At 38.5% G+C, this 22,339-nt stretch carries 15 protein-coding genes; 8 read left to right on the top strand and 7 right to left on the bottom strand.

What is annotated here, in order from left to right; genetic code table 11:
• Positions 1–686 precede the first annotated feature (686 nt).
• Positions 687–3,308, top strand: coding sequence for a TonB-dependent receptor (locus tag H5187_RS19750; protein WP_182798200.1), 2,622 nt, complete (start codon positions 687–689; stop codon positions 3,306–3,308).
• Between the two features lie 57 nt (positions 3,309–3,365).
• On the top strand, positions 3,366–4,922 hold the full coding sequence (locus H5187_RS19745) for a tryptophan halogenase family protein (protein WP_182798199.1): 1,557 nt from the start codon (positions 3,366–3,368) through the stop codon (positions 4,920–4,922).
• Between the two features lie 2 nt (positions 4,923–4,924).
• On the opposite strand, the gene H5187_RS19740 is transcribed toward H5187_RS19745, so the two are convergent.
• Complete coding sequence (locus H5187_RS19740; protein ID WP_182794603.1) at positions 4,925–5,605, bottom strand: DUF6445 family protein; 681 nt, start codon at positions 5,603–5,605, stop codon at positions 4,925–4,927.
• Positions 5,606–5,967: 362 nt separating this feature from the next.
• Here H5187_RS19740 and H5187_RS19735 point away from each other — a divergent pair, with 362 nt between their 5' ends.
• Together H5187_RS19735 and H5187_RS19730 are read left to right on the top strand one after the other, a co-directional pair.
• Positions 5,968–6,672 (top strand): SapC family protein, encoded by a 705-nt coding sequence (locus H5187_RS19735; RefSeq protein ID WP_145240973.1) that lies wholly within the window; start codon positions 5,968–5,970, stop codon positions 6,670–6,672.
• Between the two features lie 123 nt (positions 6,673–6,795).
• Positions 6,796–7,830 carry an isoaspartyl peptidase/L-asparaginase family protein gene (locus tag H5187_RS19730; protein ID WP_182798198.1) on the top strand — a complete coding sequence of 345 codons (1,035 nt, stop codon included), beginning with the start codon at positions 6,796–6,798 and terminating at the stop codon, positions 7,828–7,830.
• A gap of 32 nt (positions 7,831–7,862) precedes the next feature.
• On the opposite strand, the gene H5187_RS19725 is transcribed toward H5187_RS19730, so the two are convergent.
• Genes H5187_RS19725 through dinG form a run of 6 tightly spaced genes read right to left on the bottom strand, consistent with a single transcriptional unit; the run spans position 7,863 to position 12,712 of the window.
• Entirely contained in the window at positions 7,863–8,030 is a 168-nt protein-coding gene (locus H5187_RS19725) for a DUF2496 domain-containing protein (RefSeq protein ID WP_182798197.1), read from the bottom strand.
• The gene (locus tag H5187_RS19720; RefSeq protein ID WP_182739954.1) at positions 8,023–8,295 is read right to left on the bottom strand and encodes a late competence development ComFB family protein; all 273 of its coding nucleotides are present in this window, start codon (positions 8,293–8,295) and stop codon (positions 8,023–8,025) included. The genes H5187_RS19725 and H5187_RS19720 overlap by 8 nt, the downstream gene beginning before the upstream one ends.
• Before the next feature lie 38 nt (positions 8,296–8,333).
• Positions 8,334–9,236, bottom strand: a complete 903-nt coding sequence (locus H5187_RS19715; RefSeq protein WP_182718408.1) for a histone deacetylase — start codon at positions 9,234–9,236, stop codon at positions 8,334–8,336.
• A gap of 2 nt (positions 9,237–9,238) precedes the next feature.
• A complete protein-coding gene (locus H5187_RS19710; RefSeq protein WP_182718407.1) occupies positions 9,239–9,859 on the bottom strand; it encodes a primosomal replication protein in 621 nt (206 codons plus the stop codon).
• A 1-nt stretch (position 9,860) separates the two neighbouring features.
• Positions 9,861–10,637 (bottom strand): TSUP family transporter, encoded by a 777-nt coding sequence (locus H5187_RS19705; protein WP_182718406.1) that lies wholly within the window; start codon positions 10,635–10,637, stop codon positions 9,861–9,863.
• The gene (gene dinG, locus H5187_RS19700; protein ID WP_182761273.1) at positions 10,637–12,712 is read right to left on the bottom strand and encodes an ATP-dependent DNA helicase DinG; all 2,076 of its coding nucleotides are present in this window, start codon (positions 12,710–12,712) and stop codon (positions 10,637–10,639) included. The genes H5187_RS19705 and dinG overlap by 1 nt, the downstream gene beginning before the upstream one ends.
• A 60-nt stretch (positions 12,713–12,772) precedes the next feature.
• On the opposite strand from dinG, the gene H5187_RS19695 reads away from it, so the two are divergent.
• The 4 genes from H5187_RS19695 to H5187_RS19680 all read left to right on the top strand — a co-directional run.
• Positions 12,773–15,163, top strand: coding sequence for a DNA polymerase II (locus tag H5187_RS19695; protein WP_182798196.1), 2,391 nt, complete (start codon positions 12,773–12,775; stop codon positions 15,161–15,163).
• A 276-nt stretch (positions 15,164–15,439) separates the two neighbouring features.
• Positions 15,440–18,313, top strand: a complete 2,874-nt coding sequence (locus H5187_RS19690; protein WP_182718403.1) for a TonB-dependent receptor domain-containing protein — start codon at positions 15,440–15,442, stop codon at positions 18,311–18,313.
• Between the two features lie 499 nt (positions 18,314–18,812).
• Positions 18,813–21,560, top strand: a complete 2,748-nt coding sequence (locus H5187_RS19685; RefSeq protein WP_182718402.1) for a TonB-dependent siderophore receptor — start codon at positions 18,813–18,815, stop codon at positions 21,558–21,560.
• Positions 21,561–21,865: 305 nt separating this feature from the next.
• Positions 21,866–22,339 (top strand): winged helix-turn-helix domain-containing protein (locus H5187_RS19680; protein ID WP_182798195.1); only part of this gene is annotated, 474 nt, incomplete at its 3' end.

Below are 22,339 nucleotides of genomic sequence, written 5' to 3'. Positions count from 1 at the left end.
TTAAATCACCCTATAACGTTGTTAAAAATTTTTCATTTAGAACAACTAGATATCAAAAATTTTGCCTAGTTATAGAGCAATTTTCTTATCGTTAAAATAGATCCCATATCCAAGCAGATTGGTATAAAATTTTCAATGAAAAGGGTAGGCTATGGGGGGAAATAAAGGTAGACATTAATAGCGTAACTCTTTAGAATACAAAATGACAACGCTGTCATTGATGTTGATAACTATTAATGAATTCCCCTTGATAAATTATTTGCCCTAATTTATCTGCAATATTAATGTGAAAAGATGTGTTTTTGTTCATCCAGCTAAAGTTATATCCTTATCAGCAAAAAAGCGAAATGTAATTTCTGTATAGTTAAAGTGGAACGTTTTTTTTACACTAAGACTTATCTAAAATCATAAAATTACCTAAAACAGTCCATTTGGTTTTCTCTTTTTGAACTTAACCATGCTATATTCCCGCCGTAAAACTGTAACAATTTATAAACTCTATTTTTTTAATGTATTAATATTCAATTGGTTATTATTTTTATAGCTATTTTTTTGCACAAAACGGCTAAAAAGATGTAGCACAAATGTAATTTAGAGTGTATGGTTTGTTACTAGATGACAACGCTGTCATCATCACTGGGCAGAAGTGATAAATAAAACCAACAAAATGATTCAAGGGGAATCCTGTGTTAGCTAAAAATTTTAAAAAAAGCTTATTAGCAGTAAATATCGGTCTTGTAATGAGTGCCGGATTCACTGGTGCTGTTTATGCAGCTGACGAAGTAAAAGTTCAAGAAGACGTAGAAGTCATTGAAGTACGTGGTATTCGTCGCTCTTTAGAGGCATCAATCAATACTAAACGGTTTGCTGATGGCGTTGTAGATGCTGTATCAGCAGAGGATATTGGCAAGTTTCCAGATAGTGATGTAGGTGAAGCTTTAGGTCGTATTCCTGGTGTTGCAGTTAATCGCCAGTTTGGTCAAGGGCAGCAAGTTTCTATCCGTGGCGCATCTAATCAACTAACGTTGACTACATTAAATGGTCAAAATGTTGCTTCTACAGGTTGGTATGACCAACAAGCAATTGACCGTAGCTTTAATTACACACTTTTACCACCACAGATGATTTCTGAAATTAAAGTATATAAATCTTCTCAAGCAGATTTACTTGAAGGTGGTGTTGGTGGTTCGGTTGATGTTATTACTCGTAAACCACTGGATCTAGATTCTGGCACTGCATTTATTTCAGCTGAGGGCACATATTCAACGGCTTCTAGCGAAACAGATCCTGCAATTTCAGGCCTTTACAGCTGGAAGAATGATGAAGAAACATTTGGTGTTCTTGCCGCTGTTGCATGGGAAGATACAACATATGTGCGCCGTGGTAATGAAGCATCTTACGCATGGGCAGGTGCAGAGTCTGCTAACTATTTTGAGCAAAATCGTGAGCGTACTGCAGTAGATTTTACAGCTCAATATTCACCTACAGATAATATGAGCTTCGCTCTACATTATATGAATTTAGACTTAAGTGCAGATAATAATAACAACAGTCTTTTTGTCTTCTCTAATACTGATAGTTGCTCACAATTTAACGATGCCGGTGCATGTTTAGTCCGTGAAACAAATGCAGCTAATCCAGCTGGACAAACGTTCTTGCAAACATTCGCTCGTTTTGCATCAATGAATTCAGAAACAATCGATTTATCGTTTGATTACGTTAGCGATAATTTTAAACTTGAAACACAAATAGGCACAACTAAAGCTGAAGGTGGTACTGATTTAACTCTTAATCATGCTGCTTTTATCGGCTCTCCAGAAGATGTTTACGGTACAATTGATGCAACTGGTGAATATACAGATATTGATATTGCTGTGAATGGTTGGAATGAAAATGACATTGATACAGTATGGGCGGGTAGAGGTCTTCAAGAGTGGGCAACACAAATTGCGCCAAATGAGGATAAAGAGACATACTTTCAAACTGATTTAACTTTGATGCTGGATAGTGATTTCATTACCAGCGTTAAAACAGGTGTTCGTTGGTCTAACCATGAAGTAACAAGAGAATCTTTGCGAGCAGCACAAGGTGCACACGTTAGCGTTGATCCTTTGCAATACTGGAGTGGTACAGATACTGCTGGTATGCAAGATTTAACAATTCCACTACCAAATATTAACGCGATGAAAGCGAATGGCTTAGCGGCTGTTCAAAACTGGTATGAAGACCGTTCTGGCTTTGGTACTGTTGAAGAGGAAAACCTTTCAGTATATGTAATGGCAAATTTTTCCGGTGAAGCCTATCGCGGTAACTTTGGTGTGCGCTATGTATCAACATATGCGGAGTCAGATTTTTATGCACCAGATCCAACTTTTGTTGACCCAAATGGGATTGCGCAAAATAACGGCCTAAGCTCAACAATCGACACAGACCAAGGTCATTACAGTGAACTTTTACCAAGTTTTAACTTAGCATATGATATAAATCAAGATACTATTTTACGTTTCTCTATTGCGCAAGTTATCTCTCGTCCAAACTATTCAGATATGTTTGCATCGCAATCGTTAGCAGGTTATGGCGATACACAGTTAGGTAATCAGTCGGTTACAAAAGGTAGCCCTTCACTTAGCCCGTTTAAGGCAACTCAGGCTGATATTGGTTTTGAATATTACTATGGTGACTCTAACTTAGTTGCAGTTACTGCTTTTTATAAAGATGTTAGTAACTTCACTACGTCTGAGACATTACGTAACCAAAAAATTGGCATTACAGACCCCGTTTGTAAATGTGATGATTGGACCGTGAACACACAAGTAGACGGTGATGGTGGCGAAATTGCAGGGGTTGAGTTCCAAATTCAACATGCGTTAGCAGGTGGCTTCGGAACCATGTTTAACTATACCTTCGCTGACAGTTCTGCCGATCCGGATAATTTCTCTGATGGCATTGATGTTTTCACTGATAGTTCAGAGCATACAGTTAACGCAGTCGGCTATTATGAGAATGATGAAGTTTCTGTACGTCTAGCTTACAATTGGCGTTCAGAGTATATGATCCGTGAAACAGGCTTTTATGGAAACCGCTGGCACGATGATTTTGGTACACTTGATTTAACAGCAAGTTATAATTTAACTGAAAACTTCACATTGCGTTTTGCTGCTACAAACTTACTTGAAGAAGATAGCATTCAATACGCTGCAGCAGATGCAGATAACGAAGCAACTAAAATTTCACTTAAAGATGGCTATCCAGCTTGGTCTTACCAAGGTGAAGCTACTTATGCAATTGGTGTAGATTTCCGCTTCTAAATTAAGATTAAGATATATAATTAAGCCCCGTTTTCGGGGCTTTTTTGTGAGAATACTATGAATAAAAAAAACATAAGGGATATCGTCATTTTAGGTGGGGGGACAGCAGGTTGGCTTACTGCAAACCATATTGCATCTCACTATAAAGAAAGCATAGCAGCAGGTAACCTTTCAGTAAAATTAATTGACTCACCGGATGTAGCGACAATTGGTGTGGGTGAAGGTACAGTGCCAGTAATAAGAGAAACACTCAAAAGTTTTGGGATTTCAGAAACTCAACTATTAGTGCAATGCGATGCAACATTTAAACAAAGTATCAAGTTTGTCGATTGGACTTATAATCCCTCAGAAAAACCCAATAATTTCTACCATCATCTATTTGAATACCCACATTTAGGGAATGATTCAATAAATGCATTTTGGCTGCAGAATAAAGATATATGTCCTGATCATTATGCTTCCTGCGTATCAATACAGCATGACATATGTGAAGCAAATTTAGCCCCTAAAAATATTCAAATTCCAGAATATGGTGGTATTGTTAATTATGCATATCACTTAGATGCAAGTAAATTTACAGAGCTACTAAAAGAAAATGCGATTAATAATTTAGCTGTTAAACATACTCATGCCCATGTGTCTAACGTAAAGCTCTCATCTGATGGTTATATTTGTGAGTTAGAGCTGTTAAATGAGGGCGTGGTTAGTGGTGACTTATTTGTTGATTGTAGTGGCTTTGAAGGAAAGTTAATAAAGAAAACACTTAATGGCTCATTTGTAGATAAATCAGATGTTTTATTATGCGATACCGCACTTGCAATACAAGTTCCTTATGGAGAACACGAAAAAATTATTAAACCTTATACTGTCGCACATGCGAAAAAGGCTGGGTGGATTTGGGATATAGGTTTAACTACAAGAAGAGGGGTTGGTTTAGTTTATTCTAGTAATCATATAAATGAAGAAAGCGCTTATAAAGAACTAGCAAAGTACCTAGGTAAAGAGCCTGTTAATGCGCGCAAAATACCTATGCAAACTGGGTATCAAAAAGAGCCGTGGTTGAAGAATTGTGTTTCAATTGGCTTATCTCAAGGGTTTGTTGAACCGCTTGAGGCAACCGGGCTACTTGTTTTTGATATGACAGCAAAAATATTAGCAACGAAGCTACCAATTAATTTTAATGAGATGCAAAATATTGCCAAAGATTATAACCAGCAAGTAGGTGCAATTTGGGAAAATATTATTGATTTTATAAAACTACATTATTGCATTTCAAAACGTGATGATACGCAATTTTGGCTTGATAATCGTGATGAAGCAAATATTCCTGATGGCCTTTTACAAAAACTAAAGTATTGGCATACCCATATTCCTAGTCAGTTTGATTTTGAACGTACGACAGACCTTTTTAAGCTCGAGAATTACTTGTACGTAATGTATGGTATGGATTTTGAAATTGATAGAAATGCAATCGCGCAGAGGTATCCAAGTTTAAGCTCAGCGACAGCTCATATCAGTAAAATACAACAGGCAAGTATACTAGCAATGAAGAGCTTACAGGGGCAAAGAGATTTACTCATTAAGATTAAACAGCATGGTTTAGGGAAAATATAAATCTAAGTGATATTATTATCAAACGAGATAAAGGAAGTAATTGTTAGGCGGCCTTTTGCTATTTCATTATTTAGTTTACATTGCGATGGAATAATTGCTGAGTGTAGTACATTACCTGGGTATATGAATAGTCTAGAAGGCTTAGCTTTACAATATGCTATTAGCTCATAATACTCATTATCTTTATCAATATAGCCATTTAACTTAGCTTGAAGAGCTTCTTCTTTTGCTGTTTGATTAAAGTTTTCCTCTGTTTCAAGATTAATTCTTTCAAGGTTTGTTTTTCTGTGTGAAAACAAACCTGTGCCACCAAACTCTTCACCACATAAGTAGTGCACTATAGCTAGTTGGTTGTTCTTGGTTCCATCATAATGAGGGATTTTTTGTAATTGCGATAATTCTTCACAGGGTGTTTGAGCAATCGCATAATTTGAATTTAAAGATTCAATTTTAGAACCTTCTAAATTAAAGTGATTGACTATTTTTGGTAATATACTTTCAATGAAGGTGAAATATTGAGGTGTTACTCTTGACCAAATTCCTGGATAATAATTTAGTGCTTTGATCCAGTCACCTTTATAAAAGCTTGCACTCTTTTTCCAGAGTTCACAGTCTTCATCAGGTAGGTCAATAATAGCATATGGATTGTTTCCTACTTTAGTCTTTTCAAGCCGGATATTCAAAAAGTAAAGCCTCGATTAATTGATGGAAACACACCATATTTAAGTTAGATATGATTCAGTTTGATTAGGCCACTAAAAGGCACTTTTCTTCGATTACAAATTACTACCCATAAGTTAAGAAAAACTTAATTCGGTATATGCATTAGTATTTGGATGCCGTCTAATTCTATATTTTTTTTCTTGTAGTTTAAAGTAACTTGTCTGACAGCTTCCTAAAGATAGCTACATTAAGCTTCTTATGTTTAAAATCATATGATAACTGCAAATTGCAACAAACATTTCACTTCCATTTTTGTAGCAAAACCTTTAGCCTTAGGGTACTAACAGCAAAAATATAAACTTATTAATAACGGAGCAGTAACATGGCGGAGCAACAAGTACAGCCTTTACACAATGAAAAGCATGCCAACACTAAAATTCAAAACGGCATCAATGTAGAATTTTTAAAAACTCAACACTTAGTGCCTGTCGTTGCACATGAGTTCGCGCGTGTAGCAAATGAGTTTCCAATGTCTTTCGTAAAAAATAACGAGACTGGTCAATTTCAAGCTGTAGCTATGTTTGGTTTAGAGCCTGGCGAAAACCTTTTTGTAAAAGACGGTAAGTGGACTGCAGCGTTTGCTCCTATGGCAACAACACGCTATCCACTGGGTCTAGTTAAACACCCACAAGAAGATCAATACGGTATTGTGATTGACGAAGCAAGCCCATTAGTGGGTGAAACTGAAGGAAATGCATTATTTGAAAACGGTGAAGAGACAGATTACTTAAAACGTCGTAAAGAAGCACTTGTATCATTTATTGAGTTTTCTCATGTAACTGAAGCATTCACAAAATATCTTGCTGATAAAGAGCTTTTAGTAGCGCAAACACTAACAGTTGATATTAAAGGCGAGAAAAAAGACATCAATGGTATTTACCTTATTGATGAGAAAAAGCTTAACGAGTTAAGTGACGAAGACTTTTTAGAGCTTCGTAAGCGTGGTTATTTAGCGCCTATTTTCTCTTTCTTAACGTCTACGCATCAAGTAGCACGTTTAGCTCGTTTGAAAGCGCAACAAGCGTAATTTAAACGAAATATTAAAAAGCGCCTTTGGGCGCTTTTTTTATGTTTTTTATCTGGTTAGGGTTGTAATTTAACGCCAATTTATTCACATTGGTTATACTTATTTCCAACACAAGCTACCTGTATGAACAAGTCACTTTTTAGCGCTTTAGTTAGTGCGTGCTGTATAACGTTTAGTCCATTAGCCATAAGCGCTAGTGCACCTTTGGCTATCGCTATTCACGGTGGGGCAGGCACGATTGAAAAAAGTCGTTTTACTCCAGAGCAAGAACAAGCTTATCGCTCTAAACTCAAAGAGGCGGTAGAAACTGGCTATAAAGTACTTGAGCAAGGTGGCGAAAGCCTAGATGCAGTAACCGCTGCAATCAATGTATTAGAAAACTCGCCATACTTTAATGCTGGTCGAGGTGCGGTATATACCTATGACGGCAGTCATGAATTAGATGCGTCAATTATGGATGGTCGTGACCGTCAAGCGGGCGCTGTTGCGGGTGTTAAACATATTGAAAATCCGATTAATTTAGCGCGTCTGGTGATGGAAGAATCGGTTCATGTGATGCTCAGTGGTCAAGGTGCTGAAGAGTTTGCCAAAGAGCAGGGCGTTCCATTGGTCGAAAATAACCTATTCGATACGGATAACCGTTATAAAGCGTTATTAAAAGCAAAAGAAAAACTAGATAAAGCCAAAGCTACCAGTAAAGATTATCAAGCTGCGCATCAGGCGTTACCCGTCAATTATAAAATGGGCACTGTGGGTGCTGTTGCACTTGATAAAAATGGTAACTTGGCGGCAGGTACTTCAACGGGCGGGATGACTGCAAAGCGTTTTGGTCGCATTGGTGATGCCCCTGTAATTGGTGCTGGTACATTTGCTGAAAATGCGTCATGTGCGGTATCTGCCACTGGCCACGGCGAGTATTTCATTCGTTATAATGTCGCGGCTGATATTTGCGCACGAGTTAAATATCAAAGTAAGACTATTACACAAGCGGGTGATGAAGTGATTAATAGTGTGCTAAAGCCGATTGGTGGTACTGGAGGAGTGATCATAGTTGATAGCAAAGGTAATATCAGCTTACCGTTTAATACCAGTGGTATGTATCGGGCCAGCAAATCAAATACGCAAGCGACCTATGTGGCAATTTTTAAAGACGAATAATACGATTATGTAAATGTACTACAGCCAGTAAACTATGCTGGCTGTATGTTAGTATTGAGGCGTTTTTTTTCATAATCGCTTTTGATTATTTCAAGTGCTTTGAGCACATCATCAGCGGCAACGTCATGTTGTTCAAGCAGCATTATTAAGTCTATGGCTAATTTTACGTGTGTAGGTGCTTGGGTTAACTCTTTACTCATGTCCGGCCTTTTTTTTCGCTATTTGGCTGATTGCAACATCAATGGCAATATTTACTCGTTCCTCCATATGAGAGCGTTCAACGTGTGGTAAGTAAAACTCCATATCTACATCATAGCGAATGTATCGGGCAGGTAGTTGGTTTAGTACAGTACAGCAAAAATCAGCCATTACGTCTTCACTATATTGCTTTTCAAGTTGTCGTTTAATGATTTCTTCAATCATAATTTTTTCATAGTAATTGTGTATGTCGTCATGTAATCGCACTGTGTTATCTACCTTAGTAGTATTAAGCTGTTTTTAGTTTATACCAAGTGCGGGTATAAATCGACAATCGCTTGAAAAAGCAGCTTATGAACCTCAACTAACTTTTGTGTATCTCGCTGATAACCGCCACCGAGCGCGCACATTAAAGGAATTGAGTGCTGTTTGCAGGTTGCTAAAACCAGCGAATCGCGTTGATATACACCCTCTAAACTAACATCAAAATAGCCTAATTCGTCTTGGCTACAAATATCAGCTCCGGCGTTATATAAAATAATATCAGGCTGATGAAGACGGATACAAAAAGCCAAGGCATTAGCGACTGTTTTTAAATATTCATTATCGCTGCAGCCAGTGTTGAGCGAGAAATCATAATCAGAATGCTGCTTTAAACGTGGAAAGTTTTGCTGACAATGAATCGAACAGCTAATCACTCCATCAAGAGAGCCACAAATTTCGGCTGTGCCATCACCTTGGTGTACATCACAATCAAAAATCAGCACCGTTGATGCTTGCTCAGTGTTAATGAGGTGAGCGGCGGCAACCACGAGGTCGTTGAAAATACAAAAACCACTGCCGTAAGCATTATAAGCATGATGATATCCGCCGCTGAGATTTACCGCCAGCTGCGTTTTTAAAGCGTATTCAGCGGCTTGAATACTTGCACCAACAGAAAATAAAGTGCGCTCTACCAGTTGATTTGACCATGGGAAACCCATTTTCTTTATTTCTTTGTCAGTTAACTGCCCGCTAATAAAGCGTTCAACATACTCATGGCTGTGGCAAAGCTGGAGCTGTTCATTAGTCGCTTTATTTGGGCTAATAAAGTCAGTAAAACCAAGCTCTGCAATTTCTTGTTTTAGCAATTTATATTTAGCGATTGGAAAACGATGGCGTACAGGCAGTTCAAGCGCAGAGTATAGTGGATGATAAAAAACAGTCATAGCTAGCGTAATTGTTGTTTTTCAACTATTTGAATTTTTTCTTCGGTGGCAGATATTGCCTTACGGCAGCGACCAAGGCGGCCATGAAGAGCAAGGATCTCTAAATTAATGGCTTTTGCTTTTACAGGACCCACATTTTGCATTCTTAGCTTACATTCTTCAACCATTAGCACTAAGCGACGCTCAAACTCATGATTTTGTTTGAGTTCGTCATATAGCTCATGGGCGGGTTGCATAATTTGTTTTACAGCTTGTTGGTAAGGTGCCGATTTATTATAGGTTTTACTACGGGGTTTGTAAGTGCTTTTGTTTTCTTTTTCCCAAATAGGGGTTGATTTAATGACGTTAAATACGGCTTGCACCTGATTACCGATACGCTCTAAAGCATAATTATGAGCATGGCGACGCTCCAGTGGTGGAAGGCTATTAACTTCATCTTCAATTTCTAACACATAATCAACTAATTTCATGCTTTTAGTAGTAAACACACCTCGGTCAAATAAACTGGGTTGTGCCTGCATATAGCGGTTTTTAGCAAATAACTTGGCTTTATCAAATTGCTCAGCATGCTGCTTTAAGGTTGCAACTTGTTGGCAAAGCTTATCAAAAGAAGCTGTTCGCATTTTATAAATAAGCCTCGTAAATTAGTTTTAACGCTAAAATTATCACCACAGTATTAAAAACAGGACGAATAAACTTACTGCCAAACCGAATTGCTGAATGAGCTCCAAGCCAGGCTCCAAACATCAAAAAGAAGCCCATTGTGATGCCGAGTAAAAAGTTAACATGACCAAGCGCTACAAAAGTAATCAGTGATACAAAATTTGACACAAAATTCATTGAACGGGCTAAACCACAGTTTAGCAGTAAACTCATTTTGTAGAGTAAACTATTTGATGCAGTCCAAAAAGTCCCGGTCCCAGGGCCTGCCAAGCCATCAAAAAAGCCTAAGCTTAAGCCTTGTAGCCATTGTTTTATTTTAGTTGTTTTGTTCAATGGTGGTAATTGATCATGTTCTACCGTACTTAAACTGCCAAATAAGCTGTAGCAGGCTACCATAATGATAACAATAGGCAGTAGTTTGTTTAAAAATTCAATACTCAGGTAGTCAACAATAAGGGTACCAAGTAAAGCGCCAATGGCGGTTGCTATAATTGACGCTGCCCAAAATTGAGGATTAAATAATTGCTTACGGAAGTAAGTAACACTTGCGGTGAGTGAGCCAAAGCTAGCAGCTAATTTGTTAGTGCCAAGTGTTAAATGGGGCGGCAATCCTGCTGTTAAAAGTGCTGGCACGGTTAACATGCCACCACCACCGGCTATTGCGTCTATAAAGCCTGCGGCAAGTGCCACTGCGCAAAGAAGTGCCCAGGTTGTTGGGTCTAGTGCAAGTTCAAACATTAATAATCTATTTGTCTTTTAAAGGGTGGTAATGTGTCAAGCATGGCTTTGCCATATCGCTTGGTCACTAAACGGCGATCTAGGATTGTAATGCGCCCTTGATCGTTCTCTTTACGCAGCAGTCTACCACAGCTTTGCACTAATTTCTTAGCCGCATCAGGCACCGTGATAGATAAAAACGGATTACCCCCTTTACTTTGTACAAACTCTGCTTGTGCCTCTTCAATGGGTGAGGTGGGTACCGCGAATGGAATTTTAGTGATCACTAAGTTCTCAAGGTATTTACCCGGTAAGTCGAGTCCTTCGGATAAGCTTTGTGTGCCAAATAAAATACTGCCTTTGCCCGCATCTATATTCTTTGTATGTTGCTTTAATAGTGCTTCACGCGACATTTCACCTTGTACTAAAATGTCGAGGTTTTTAGCGCGCAAGGCTTTTACTACATGATCCATTTGCCAGTAAGACGCAAACAACACTAAATTAGCATGTTGTGCATTTAAGTGATCCGGCAATACTTTGGCCAGATGATCACTAAATTCTTTATCGGTCGGCTCGATGTGTGATGTTGGTATGTGCAAAGTGGCCTGATTAGGATAATCAAACGGAGAAGGTACTTTTAAGTATTTTACACCTTCTTCTTTTGTAAGACCGCTTTCGTAAGCAAAATGATCGAATGAACCAAGTGCAGTCAGGGTCGCTGAGCATAAAACCGCACCGGCACATTGTCGCCACAGTTTATCTTTTAAATAGTAGCCAACTTCAATAGGGCAATCGCTGAGTAGATGGTCGTGATGGTTTTTGTATTCTAAACGCTTTATCCAACGCGCATGTGGTGTGCCTTCACCCTTGGTGGCGTAGCTATACCAAAGTTTGTTTAGTTGCTCTAAACGATTAATGTAATGACCGCTTTCGCCTAAAATAGGATCGGCAACATAGGGTTTGATATCACCATCACTGACATCTTGTACTAAGGTATCGTGCATTTTATTTAAGCAGCGCAGAGCATCGAGGGTCGCCTCGCTGATATCTTTGGCTTTAGCGTGTAACGATTCAGGTATTTCACCATGTTCAAATCGGTATGTATCGTCTTTTGAATAGTTAAAATCGGCATTATCCAAAATATCGCGAACAACTTTTAAGTCTTTATTAGCATCATTAATACTGTCACAGAGCTTAAAATTTTGCCCAATGGCTTTTTGACCTACTAATACTTTGGCCATTTTGCCACTAAATTTAGTGAGTTTATCAAGCCAATCAATGGTGCCTTTAATCGTCGCTGCGGCAGATGAAAAGTCACGCGTAATATGAGCAAGATGATGAGCTTCATCAATAACGTAAATACTATTATCTGGCTCGGGCAGAATTTTCCCGCCACCTAAATCAAGATCAGCTAATAATAATGAATGGTTAATCACTAATACATCCATTTGCATCAAGCGTTGACGAGCAAGTTGAAAAGGGCAGGTTTGATGTGCTTTCATTTGTCGTTGACAAGCATGTTTATCGCAAGCAATTAATCCCCAAACGCGATCAGGGATAGTATCTGCCCAGCTGTCTCGATCGCCTTGCCACTTTTTATTGGTGTAAGCATCATAGAGTTGCTGCAAACATTTAGTTTCCATCGCACTCAGTGGCGAAGTAAGGGTGGGCATAAAGTCCATTTGTGTTTGATTGTCACCATTAACCGCATTATGTAGCTTGTGTGCACATAGGTAGCGCTGGCGGCCTTTGACTAAATCAAACTTGAAATCAAGGCCTGAATGTTTTTTAAAAAAGGGGAGTTCTTTACTTATTAATTGCTCTTGAAGGGCTACCGTTGCAGTAGAAATAATTAACTTCTTTTTTTGTGCAAGCGCCAGCGGTAATGCACCTAAACAATAAGCCAGCGATTTACCCGTACCAGTACCAGCTTCAATAACGCAGATCCGCTGTTTTTTGTGGTACTCGCCCGCCAGTGTTTTTGCAATTTCGGCTACTAAGTAATTTTGGCTACTGCGAGGGCGATAATCACTGAGGTTATCGGCCACATGCTTGTGAATTTTTCTTATCGTCGTTTTTAATGCATCAGAAAGCATGGGTCAATAACCTAAAGTATGTATATAATCACAGTGCTGTATATTAATTGGGATCGAACATTGACACAAGCAATCTATCAAGGCTTTATACTTTCTAGGCAACAATATTCTGCTGATAAGTATAGCCGCCATAGTGGGATCACACTGTGCTATTGGCTAAGCTCTGATCATGGTCCGATAAAAGTGTTAGTGCCAAATCAACAAGCGGTATTTTTTATTTTAATAAAACAACGTGCTTTAGCTGCTCAGTTGTTATCAAAGCACAATATCAATGTCGAATTTAAAGACGTTGCGATTAAACACTTTAGTGGCGAACAATGCATCGCTTGCTATTTTTCAAGCTCACAAGCGTTATATCAAGCAAGGCAGCTTTTAGAAAACCAACCCCTAGAAAACCAGATCACAGTATATGAAGGTGATGTACGCCACAGCGATCGCTTTTTAATGGAGCGTTTTATTCGAGGTGGGGTGTGGGTGACAGGCGACGTTACTCAACAAGCTGGCTTTATCCAAATCGACAATGCTCAGCTAAAAGCAGCTGATTCGTATAAACCACGTTTTAAAACGCTGTCAATGGATATTGAGTGCAGTGGTGAAGGCGTGTTGTTTTCAGTTGGTTTAGTAGGAGAGGGCATTGATTGCGTTATTATGGTTGGCGAGCCACAACAGAGTGAACAGACTATTCATTGGTGCCATGATGAAATTGATTTGCTGACTCAATTACAGCAGCTGGTACAACAAGCAGATCCTGACATTATTATTGGTTGGAACGTCATTGAATTTGATTTTAATGTACTTAATCGACGCGCGGATGCCCTTGGCGTTAAATTATTATTGGGTCGAGGTAATGGTCAATTACAGATCAGAGAAGGACACTTTACCCGTTTAACTCTGCCTGGGCGCTGTGTTATCGATGGCATAGATACGCTAAAAAATGCTACTTATCATTTTGATAGTTTCTCACTGGCTAATGTGAGCCATAAAATACTAGGCGAGAAAAAGTTAATCCAAAGCGATAACCGCTTGAGTGAAATTATTCGTCAATATAATGAAGATAAGCTCTCGCTAGCGGCCTATAATCGTCAAGATTGTGTGTTAGTTAATCGTATCTTTGCAAAGTTAAAACTCATTGAATTTGCTATTGTTCGCACGCAGTTAACAGGATTAGAGTTAGAACGAATGGGTGGCTCAGTGGCTGCTTTTACTAACTTATATTTACCGTTATTGCATCGAAGCGGTTATGTTGCACCGAATCTAGGCGATCATGGCTTATCGTTTGAAAGCCCAGGCGGTTTTGTGATGGAGTCAATTCCTGGGCTTTATAAAAATGTTATCGTGTTGGATTTTAAAAGCTTGTATCCATCGATTATGCAAACGTTTTGTATTGATCCGCTTGGGTTAATTCGCGGCTTAGAGGAGCCTGATAACGCGATTGCAGGTTTTAAAGACGCTTTTTTTTCTCGCACTGAGCATCACCTTCCTAATTTAATAAAAAAGTTAGCCTCATCAAGGCAACACGCAAAAAATACTGCTCAGCCCATGCTGTCGCAAGCTATAAAAATCATCATGAACAGTTTATACGGCGTGTTAGGCTCAAAGGGGTGTCGTTTTTACGATCCACGCTTATCAAGCTCTATTACTTTGCGTGGTCATGAAATAATGCAAACCAGCAGACTGTGGATCGAAGAGCTTGGCTATACTGTTATTTATGGTGATACCGATTCAACATTTGTGAGCCTACCAGATCAACTTGATTCAGATAACTGCAAAGAAATTGGCAAGCAATTAGCTAATACTATTAATGAAAAATGGCAGCAAACAATAAAACAGCGCTTTGCGACACAAAGTTATTTAGAAATAGAATTCGAAACACTTTATAGCCCATTTTTTATGCCGACTATCCGTGGCAAAGCCACTGGTTCAAAAAAACGTTATGTTGGCCAGGTACAAGGAGATGATAAAAAAGAATTAATTTTTAAAGGTATGGAAACCGTGCGAAGTGACTGGACAGAATTAGCGCATGAATTTCAAACCGAACTATTTGAAACTTTATTCAGCGACAGTTTTACTGTTGAAATGTTAACCCCTATTATTGAAAGTTACATTACCCGTTTGTATGCTGGGGAATTTGACGACAAACTCGTATACAGAAAAAAACTCGGCCAACACTTGGCTGATTATCAAAAAAATATCCCACCTCAAGTCCAAGCTGTCAAAAAACACCAAGCAACTCACCCTGAATTTGTTATTAATAAAGGCCAAATTGTTGAATATGTATACACTCATGTTGGTGCAGAGCTCTATGCAAACGTGCAGCAAACCCAGACAAGTCAAAAATATGACTATGCAATTTATGTCGAAAAACAACTCAAACCAATCGCACAAATGATCCTTCTTCCCTTGAATAAAGATTTCAATTCGCCCAATAAAGCACAATTACAACTTATTTAAATAGTTCCAAATATCGGTATTGTTAATTTTTTTGTTGCTAAAAAGTGTACTTTTGAAAGTGTTATTAAAATATATTGTTGCTATTTTAATCGTTTTTGTACCGTTTTATTGCATTGTCTGGGTTTTTATGCCGATTAAATTAAATTAATGTGAACAAATGTTGGCATATTGGTTTTTTTTGTTTAGTATCGTGATGCGTTTGCAACATAATTGTTGCGATAGTTTACAAAAGCTAAATAAAAATAATCCACAATATAGTGGTCCAGGGAGAATCAAATGTTAAATAATAAAGTTTCAAAGGCAGTTCGCTTAGCGATCGCTTTTGGTGCAGTGTCAACAGCTGCGTTTTCTGCCAGCTCATTTGCTGCAGAAGAAAAAGATGGCGTTGAAAAAGTTGAACGTATTCAAGTAACAGGTTCTCGCATTAAGCGGACAGATTTAGAGACATCTAGCCCAGTTACTGTAATGACTGCAGAAGAGATTAAACTAAGCGGTTTCACTCGTGTTGAAGATATCTTGAATCAGTTGCCACAAATTGAAGCTGCAGAAAGTTCATTTTTAGCGAATGGCGCAACAGGTACTGCAACAGTAGATTTACGTGGTCTAGGTTCAAACAGAACTTTAGTTTTGATTAACGGCCGAAGAATGCAAGCTGGTAGTATCACATCTCAAGTTGCTGATATAAATCAAATTCCTTCATCACTGATTAAGCGAGTAGATGTTTTAACTGGTGGTGCAGCTGCTGTTTACGGTGCTGATGCTGTTGCTGGTGTTGTTAACTTTGTAATGGATGATCAGTTCGAAGGTATTTCTCTTAACGTAGGTACTTCTGGTTATCAACACAATAATGATAACAAATACATTCAAGGTTTGATGGATGAGAAAGGCTTTGAATACGATACAGGTAGTACAGGTATCGATGGTAAGTCTTACAGCATAGATTTTACTGTTGGTGGTGGATTCGATGGCAGCAAAGGTCACGCTGTAGGTTATGTAACTTACAACCGTCAAACTGAACTGTTACAGGGCTCTCGAGATTATTCATCTTGTGCACTAAATGGCGCGGGTCAATCTTGTGGTGGTTCTGGTACAACTCCAAACCCATTTTTTGATATCTACCCCGTGGTTGATGGTGAAGTTGATTACAAACAAAATTTTTACGGTTACCTAGATCCAAATGGTACAGGTTTTAGAGAGGACGATGGTTATCGTTACAACTATGCTCCAGTTAATCACTTTTTAAGACCAAATGAGCGTTTTACTCTAGGTACTTTCATTGATTATGAAATCAATGAAACTTTCCGTCCATATTTAGAGTTCTCTTTCATGCATAATAGAACAGCAGGTCAGATTGCTGAATCTGGTACGTTCTATAATGAAGAGATTTTATTTGATTACAATAACCCTTTATTATCTGATGCTCAAAAGCAGCAGCTTCAAGGCTTATTCAGTCAAGATGGAACTGATCAATTTGTTGCATACATTGGTAAACGTAATGTAGAAGGTGGCCCTCGTTCAGATAACTTAGAGCATTCGTCATACAGAATACTAACGGGTATGGAAGGTGAACTGAGCGATAACTGGTCATACGATGTTAGCTACAACTACTCTGCAACGACTTCAAGCTCTGTTTACAAAAATGACTTGCTTTCACCGAAAATAGCTCCTCGCGTTGGTGCTGTAGGGACAGAATGTGATGAGGCAGATGGTTGTTTATACTACAACGTATTTGAACTTGGTGGTGTAACACCAGAGCAAGCAGCTCAACTTGCAGGTGTAGGTACTCAAACGGGTCTAGTAACTCAAGTTATTTACAGTGGTTATATTAGTGGTGAGTTTGATTGGACTCTTCCTACGGCATCTCTTCCTATAGGCGCTGTATTTGGTGTTGAGCGTCGTGAACAAGATTACGAACGTGTATCAGACACAGTTTACGAAGAAGGTCAGTTATTAGGTCAAGGTGGACCTTCACCAAGCCTATACGGTGCAATTGACGTGAACGAAGTTTACGGTGAGTTACAAATCCCAGTCTTAGATGAATTAAATGTTTCAGCAGCAGCTCGTTGGTCTGATTATTCAACAACTGGTTCAGATACTACTTACTCAATTGGTGTTGACTATACTCTTGCAGACACATACAAATTTAGAACTAGCTTTGCGAAAGTTGTACGTGCTCCTAACGTAGGTGAGTTATTTGCTGCTCAAAGTATTGGCCTTTGGAGTGGTGCAGACGGTTGTGCTGGTGATCCTACAGCAGCCGATGCAGCTGACAGACCAGCGTACTCAGCAAGCCAATGTGCTAATGCTGGCGTGAATGATTCACAATACGGAAGTATTGGTGAGTCACCTGCAGGACAATATAACCAGCTATCTGGTGGTAACCCAGCACTTCAACCAGAAGAAGGTGAAACGCTTACAATTGGTTTAGTTGCTTCTCCTTTTGAAAACTTTAACTTCTCTGTTGATTACTTCAAAATTGAAATCGAAAAGGTTATTGGTACAGTAGGCGCAGAGCGTATATTAAACAACTGTGCTGAAACTGGTGATGAATTTTTCTGTAATAACATTACTCGTAGTCCATCTGGTAGCCTTTGGTTAGGTCAAGCAGGTTTTGTAACAAACCTAAGTGATAATATTGGTGGTAGAACGTGGGAAGGGATTGATGCTACAGCTGCCTACTCAATGGATCTAGAAAATGCAAGCTTGAAGTTTGACATTAACGGTTACTACAGCATGAAGAAAGAAGTTGAACCTATCTTAGGTGATTCAACCTTAGCTTATGACTGTGCCGGTAATATTAATACAGACTGTTTTGCTTCGCCTAAATGGCGTCATACTGCTAACGTTAATTACATCCGTGATGACTGGCGTGTAGGAGCTAAATGGCGTTACTATGGTGGTATTGACTACGATGGAACAGCAGATGCCTCATTAATTGAAAACGGTGGTATAGGTTCTTATAGTTTTATCGACTTATCTGGTAGTTACTCTATTAACGAACATGTAACGTTTACTGGTGGTATGAATAATATCTTCGATAAAGAACCTCCAATGGTGGGTAATACTATTGCTTCAAATGCAAACACAGTTGCTGGATTTTACGATACATTGGGTCGCTTTATCCACATGAGTGTAAATTTGAAGTTTTAATGGGTTTATAAATCATTAAATTAAAGTTAACAAAAGCCCGATCTATTAGGGCTTTTTTTACGTAATGTAGAGGATAGATTTAATTTTTCGCGATACAAAACACTAACTCAGAAAGTATTAGAGGCACCATAAACGCTTTTGATATCATTACTAAGCAACCTATTGCATAACTTTTTATTGATTTTGTTATAAATTATTGAGTTAGAACTGGTTTTTTACATGGTTATTTTTTTAAAGGAAATCACCTTATAAGCATAAATAAAAGCTTTATTTCTAGATAAAACAATTGGTTATAATGTAACTTTCTTGAATTTATTTGTTCTTTATCTGTAAAACTATTGATTTTCAGGTTAAATAACTGTTGACCTTTGGTCATCTCTAATATTAGTATCGCATTGCTCAATTAGGTACTTAGTGTCATATATTGGCACTTAAGTACTCAATTTATAGTAATTAAAACTAATAAAATCATATATAAATATGACCCAGGGAGAATCAAATGTTAAATAATAAAGTTTCAAAGGCCGTTCGCTTAGCGATCGCTTTTGGTGCGGCTTCAACCGCTGCGTTTTCAGCAAGCTCGATTGCTGCTGAAGAGGGCGCTGATAAAGTTGAAAGAATTCAAGTGACAGGGTCACGTATTAGTCGCACAGATATGGAAACGTCAGTACCTGTTACTACTTATTCATTAGATGACATTAAAGCTACGGGTGCTCCTACCCTTGAGCAATTTGTACAACAATTACCAATTATTAGTGGTGGTTCATACGGTAGTAACGTTAATAACGGTGGTAATGGTAGCGTAACAATGAACCTAAGGGGTTTAGGTGCGAGTCGTACGCTTGTTCTTTTAAATGGTCGTCGTTTCAGTGGTGACATTTCTATTATTCCAATGGCGGCAGTAGCGAGAGTTGATGTTTTACGCGATGGAGCATCAACAATTTATGGCTCTGATGCAATTGCTGGTGTAGTTAACTTTGTTACAAACAATGATTACTCTGGTGCTGAAATAGAATTCCGCCATCAACAGACGAGTGAAAATGACGGCAAAACGTCTAATATCTCGTTCATTACCGGTGTTGAAACTGATAAAGGGAATATTGTATTCTCAGCAGGTTATGAACAACGTGATGCAATTTATGGTGAAGACCGTGATTGGGCAAGTTGTGTGCGCGCAGAAGATATAACAAAAGAAAATGCAGATGGTAGCGTTGAGGGCAAAGTGGTATGTGCTGGTGGCTCTGCAACAACCTCACCAGCTTCATTCTCTATTCCAGGTATTGTCGGTAAAACCTTTGTTAAAGGCGCGGATGGTAAACCTCGAGCAATAGAAAGTGCTGATCGTTATAACTATGCTGATACTAGTATCATTTATCAACCACTTGAAAAATATAATCTTTTCGGTTCCGCTAATTACGAACTTATCGATAGTGGTTTTTCTACTGTAACATTTGTATCTGAAGCATCATTTACACATCGTGTGAATAAAACCCGTTTGGCACCTGTCGGCACTTTCTGGAGTATGCCTGTTCCTGAAACAAATCCAGGGAATACATTTGGTGAAAAGGTATTTGCTCAACGACGTTTAACAGAATCTGAAGGACGTACTTCTGAATTTTCTATTACTGAATATTTAATTACTACTGGTTTTGAAGGTGAATTTAGCAATGGTTGGTATTGGGACACAAGCTATTCGTTCAATAGCCGCCGTAGAACTGAAGAAATCGGTGGGCGTATTCACCAAGAACGTGCTAATACATTGGTAGATCCAGAATTATGTTCTGCTAATGCAGCTTGTCCGGGAGTATGGGACCCGTTCCAAAAAGACTCTCTAACAAATGATATGAGAGATTGGATTATTGTTCCAATGAGCTCAACAAGTAAAGCAGAAGATACACAATTACAGTTCAATATTGCTGGTGAAACAAGCTTTGAATTACCAGCCGGTACTATTGCTTGGGCAACGGGGTATGAACATTTAACGACTCATTATACATCGTTACCGGACGGTGCGGCTGGTCTTGGGGCAATTTATGGTGTAGCACCAGACGGAACTGATGGCGGTTATACAACTGAATCATTTTATGCTGAGATTAATGTGCCTATTTTAGCTGACTTACCGTTTGCTGAGCGTTTAGATTTTACAGCAGCTGCACGTCGCACTGATGTAAGCTTAATTGATGACGCTGAAGTTACTACTAAGTTTGCTATTGAATGGCGCCCATATTCAGATTTATTAGTTCGCGCTAATTTATCAGAGGGCTTCAGAACACCTGGCGTGAGTACTTTATTTGCACCTCGTGCTAATTCAGCTGAAACTTATACTGATCCATGTATTAAATATGGTTCTAATCCTGATGCAAGCGCTGAACTTAAGGCTAACTGTGCTGCAGATGGTCTACCAGGTGATTGGGCACAACCTAACCAACAGTCTGGCTCTTGGGTAGGTGGTAATCCTGATATTGGTCCTGAGCAATCGGAAAGTAAAAATTTAGGCGTTGTATGGGCTCCAGAGTTTATCGAAGGTTTCAGTGTAGCGCTAGATTATTATGATATTGAAATTACAGATATTATAGGTGAGCTTTCAATCGGTACTATTAGTAATGAATGTTATAATAGTAAAGACTTTTCTTCACCATTATGTGCTCAAATTAAAGGCCCAGTTGCTTATGGTACAGTAGGTGGTCCTCGTCGTGATTCGCAAGGTAGTTTAAGTGGTGTTGAATTATCGACTCAGAACTTAGGTATTTTTAATTCAAGTGGTATAGACTTTGACTTAAAATACGGCCTAGATGTATTAGGTGGTGAGTTGAAGTTTAACTTAAATGGTACTTATGTTCTTGAATTAGATCACAATGAAGCTGAAGGTTTGGAAACAACAGAACTTCTTGGTGGATACGGTGCTGATGTTGCAAACGGTGGACGTGGTGCGTTTAATAAACTTCGTGCTAACTTTAGAACAAACTACTCACAAGGTGATTGGGGTCTTACTCATACCATCCAATATCAAAGTGCTGTAGATGACTATGCTGAGCCAAATGGTGTTTTATCTGACCGTGTAGGTACGGTAGCGTATAATGACATCAATGGTTACTATAATTTTGAGCATTTAACTCTTAGTTTAGGTATCAATAATATCTCTGATAAAGAGCCGCCATATGTAAGTAACGGCGATAACGGTGCACTTATTCGTGTTCATCGTTTGACCGGTCGTGAATACTACTTAAAAGCAACATTCAAGTTTTAACAACTAAATATTGCTAACAAGTAACTAGCCATATGAAATACCTGCTAATTTTAATCTGCAGGTATTTTTTTATCAAAAATTGACGTTTTATTTTCAAACATTATCTTAATATCGGTTAATAAAAAGAACTAATTGCCACTTCTAATCTTCGATAATTTAACTAAACAAGCAACAGATATGACTAGGTTAGTAGTTTGTTACGATACTAATGGTATATCAACGTGCTTTCCCTTTAATGGCATAATACCAATCTGCCAAATTATGTGATCTAATTAGCACACTGATACTTATCTACTTTTACTAAATTGAACTTAGAAAAATCCAAGCAACTTTTAGCTTTATCACGTAAAGAGCCGAATGCAAGAAAGCGAATACGCCTGCTTGCTGTTTCATTATTCTTTGAGGGTGAAAACAGAACGAATATTGCTAAGCGCCTAAATACAGCGCGCGGCAGTGCCAATAAATGGGTTTCAAACGACCTTAATAATGGCGTTACTGGCTTGAACAACAAACCGATTAAAGGTCGTCCAGTTAAATTAACCTTACAACAACTAAACACACTGTCAGATTATGTAAAACAGTCAGCAAGTTCTTCAGAAGGAGGCAGACTAATGGGGGAAGATATTGCTCAGTATATTTATGACCAGTTCAATGTAAGGTATCACACCGATCATATTTACAAACTGCTCAAGAAGCGTGGGTTTAGCTGGATCACAAGCCGTTCTAAGCACCCAAAGCAGTCAAAAGAAAGCCAAGAGGCTTTTAAAAAAGTTCCAAGT

It is taken from the genome of Pseudoalteromonas sp. SG44-1 (genome assembly GCF_014164315.1).
GTDB classification, from domain to species: Bacteria; Pseudomonadota; Gammaproteobacteria; order Enterobacterales; family Alteromonadaceae; genus Pseudoalteromonas; species Pseudoalteromonas rhizosphaerae.
The sequence above is the reverse complement of the archived record's forward strand: the minus strand, read 5'-3'. Positions and strand labels throughout refer to the sequence as shown.

Excerpts from the sequence above, each read along its gene's own strand:
- H5187_RS19725 (WP_182798197.1), bottom strand. The coding sequence starts at position 8,030 with ATGAGTAAAGAGTTAACCCAAGCACCTACACACGTAAAATTAGCCATA.
- H5187_RS19730 (WP_182798198.1), top strand. The coding sequence starts at position 6,796 with ATGAACAAGTCACTTTTTAGCGCTTTAGTTAGTGCGTGCTGTATAACG.
- H5187_RS19685 (WP_182718402.1), top strand. The coding sequence starts at position 18,813 with ATGTTAAATAATAAAGTTTCAAAGGCCGTTCGCTTAGCGATCGCTTTT.
- H5187_RS19715 (WP_182718408.1), bottom strand. The coding sequence starts at position 9,236 with ATGACTGTTTTTTATCATCCACTATACTCTGCGCTTGAACTGCCTGTA.
- H5187_RS19710 (WP_182718407.1), bottom strand. The coding sequence starts at position 9,859 with ATGCGAACAGCTTCTTTTGATAAGCTTTGCCAACAAGTTGCAACCTTA.
- H5187_RS19745 (WP_182798199.1), top strand. The coding sequence starts at position 3,366 with ATGAATAAAAAAAACATAAGGGATATCGTCATTTTAGGTGGGGGGACA.
- H5187_RS19735 (WP_145240973.1), top strand. The coding sequence starts at position 5,968 with ATGGCGGAGCAACAAGTACAGCCTTTACACAATGAAAAGCATGCCAAC.
- H5187_RS19690 (WP_182718403.1), top strand. The coding sequence starts at position 15,440 with ATGTTAAATAATAAAGTTTCAAAGGCAGTTCGCTTAGCGATCGCTTTT.
- dinG (WP_182761273.1), bottom strand. The coding sequence starts at position 12,712 with ATGCTTTCTGATGCATTAAAAACGACGATAAGAAAAATTCACAAGCAT.
- H5187_RS19705 (WP_182718406.1), bottom strand. The coding sequence starts at position 10,637 with ATGTTTGAACTTGCACTAGACCCAACAACCTGGGCACTTCTTTGCGCA.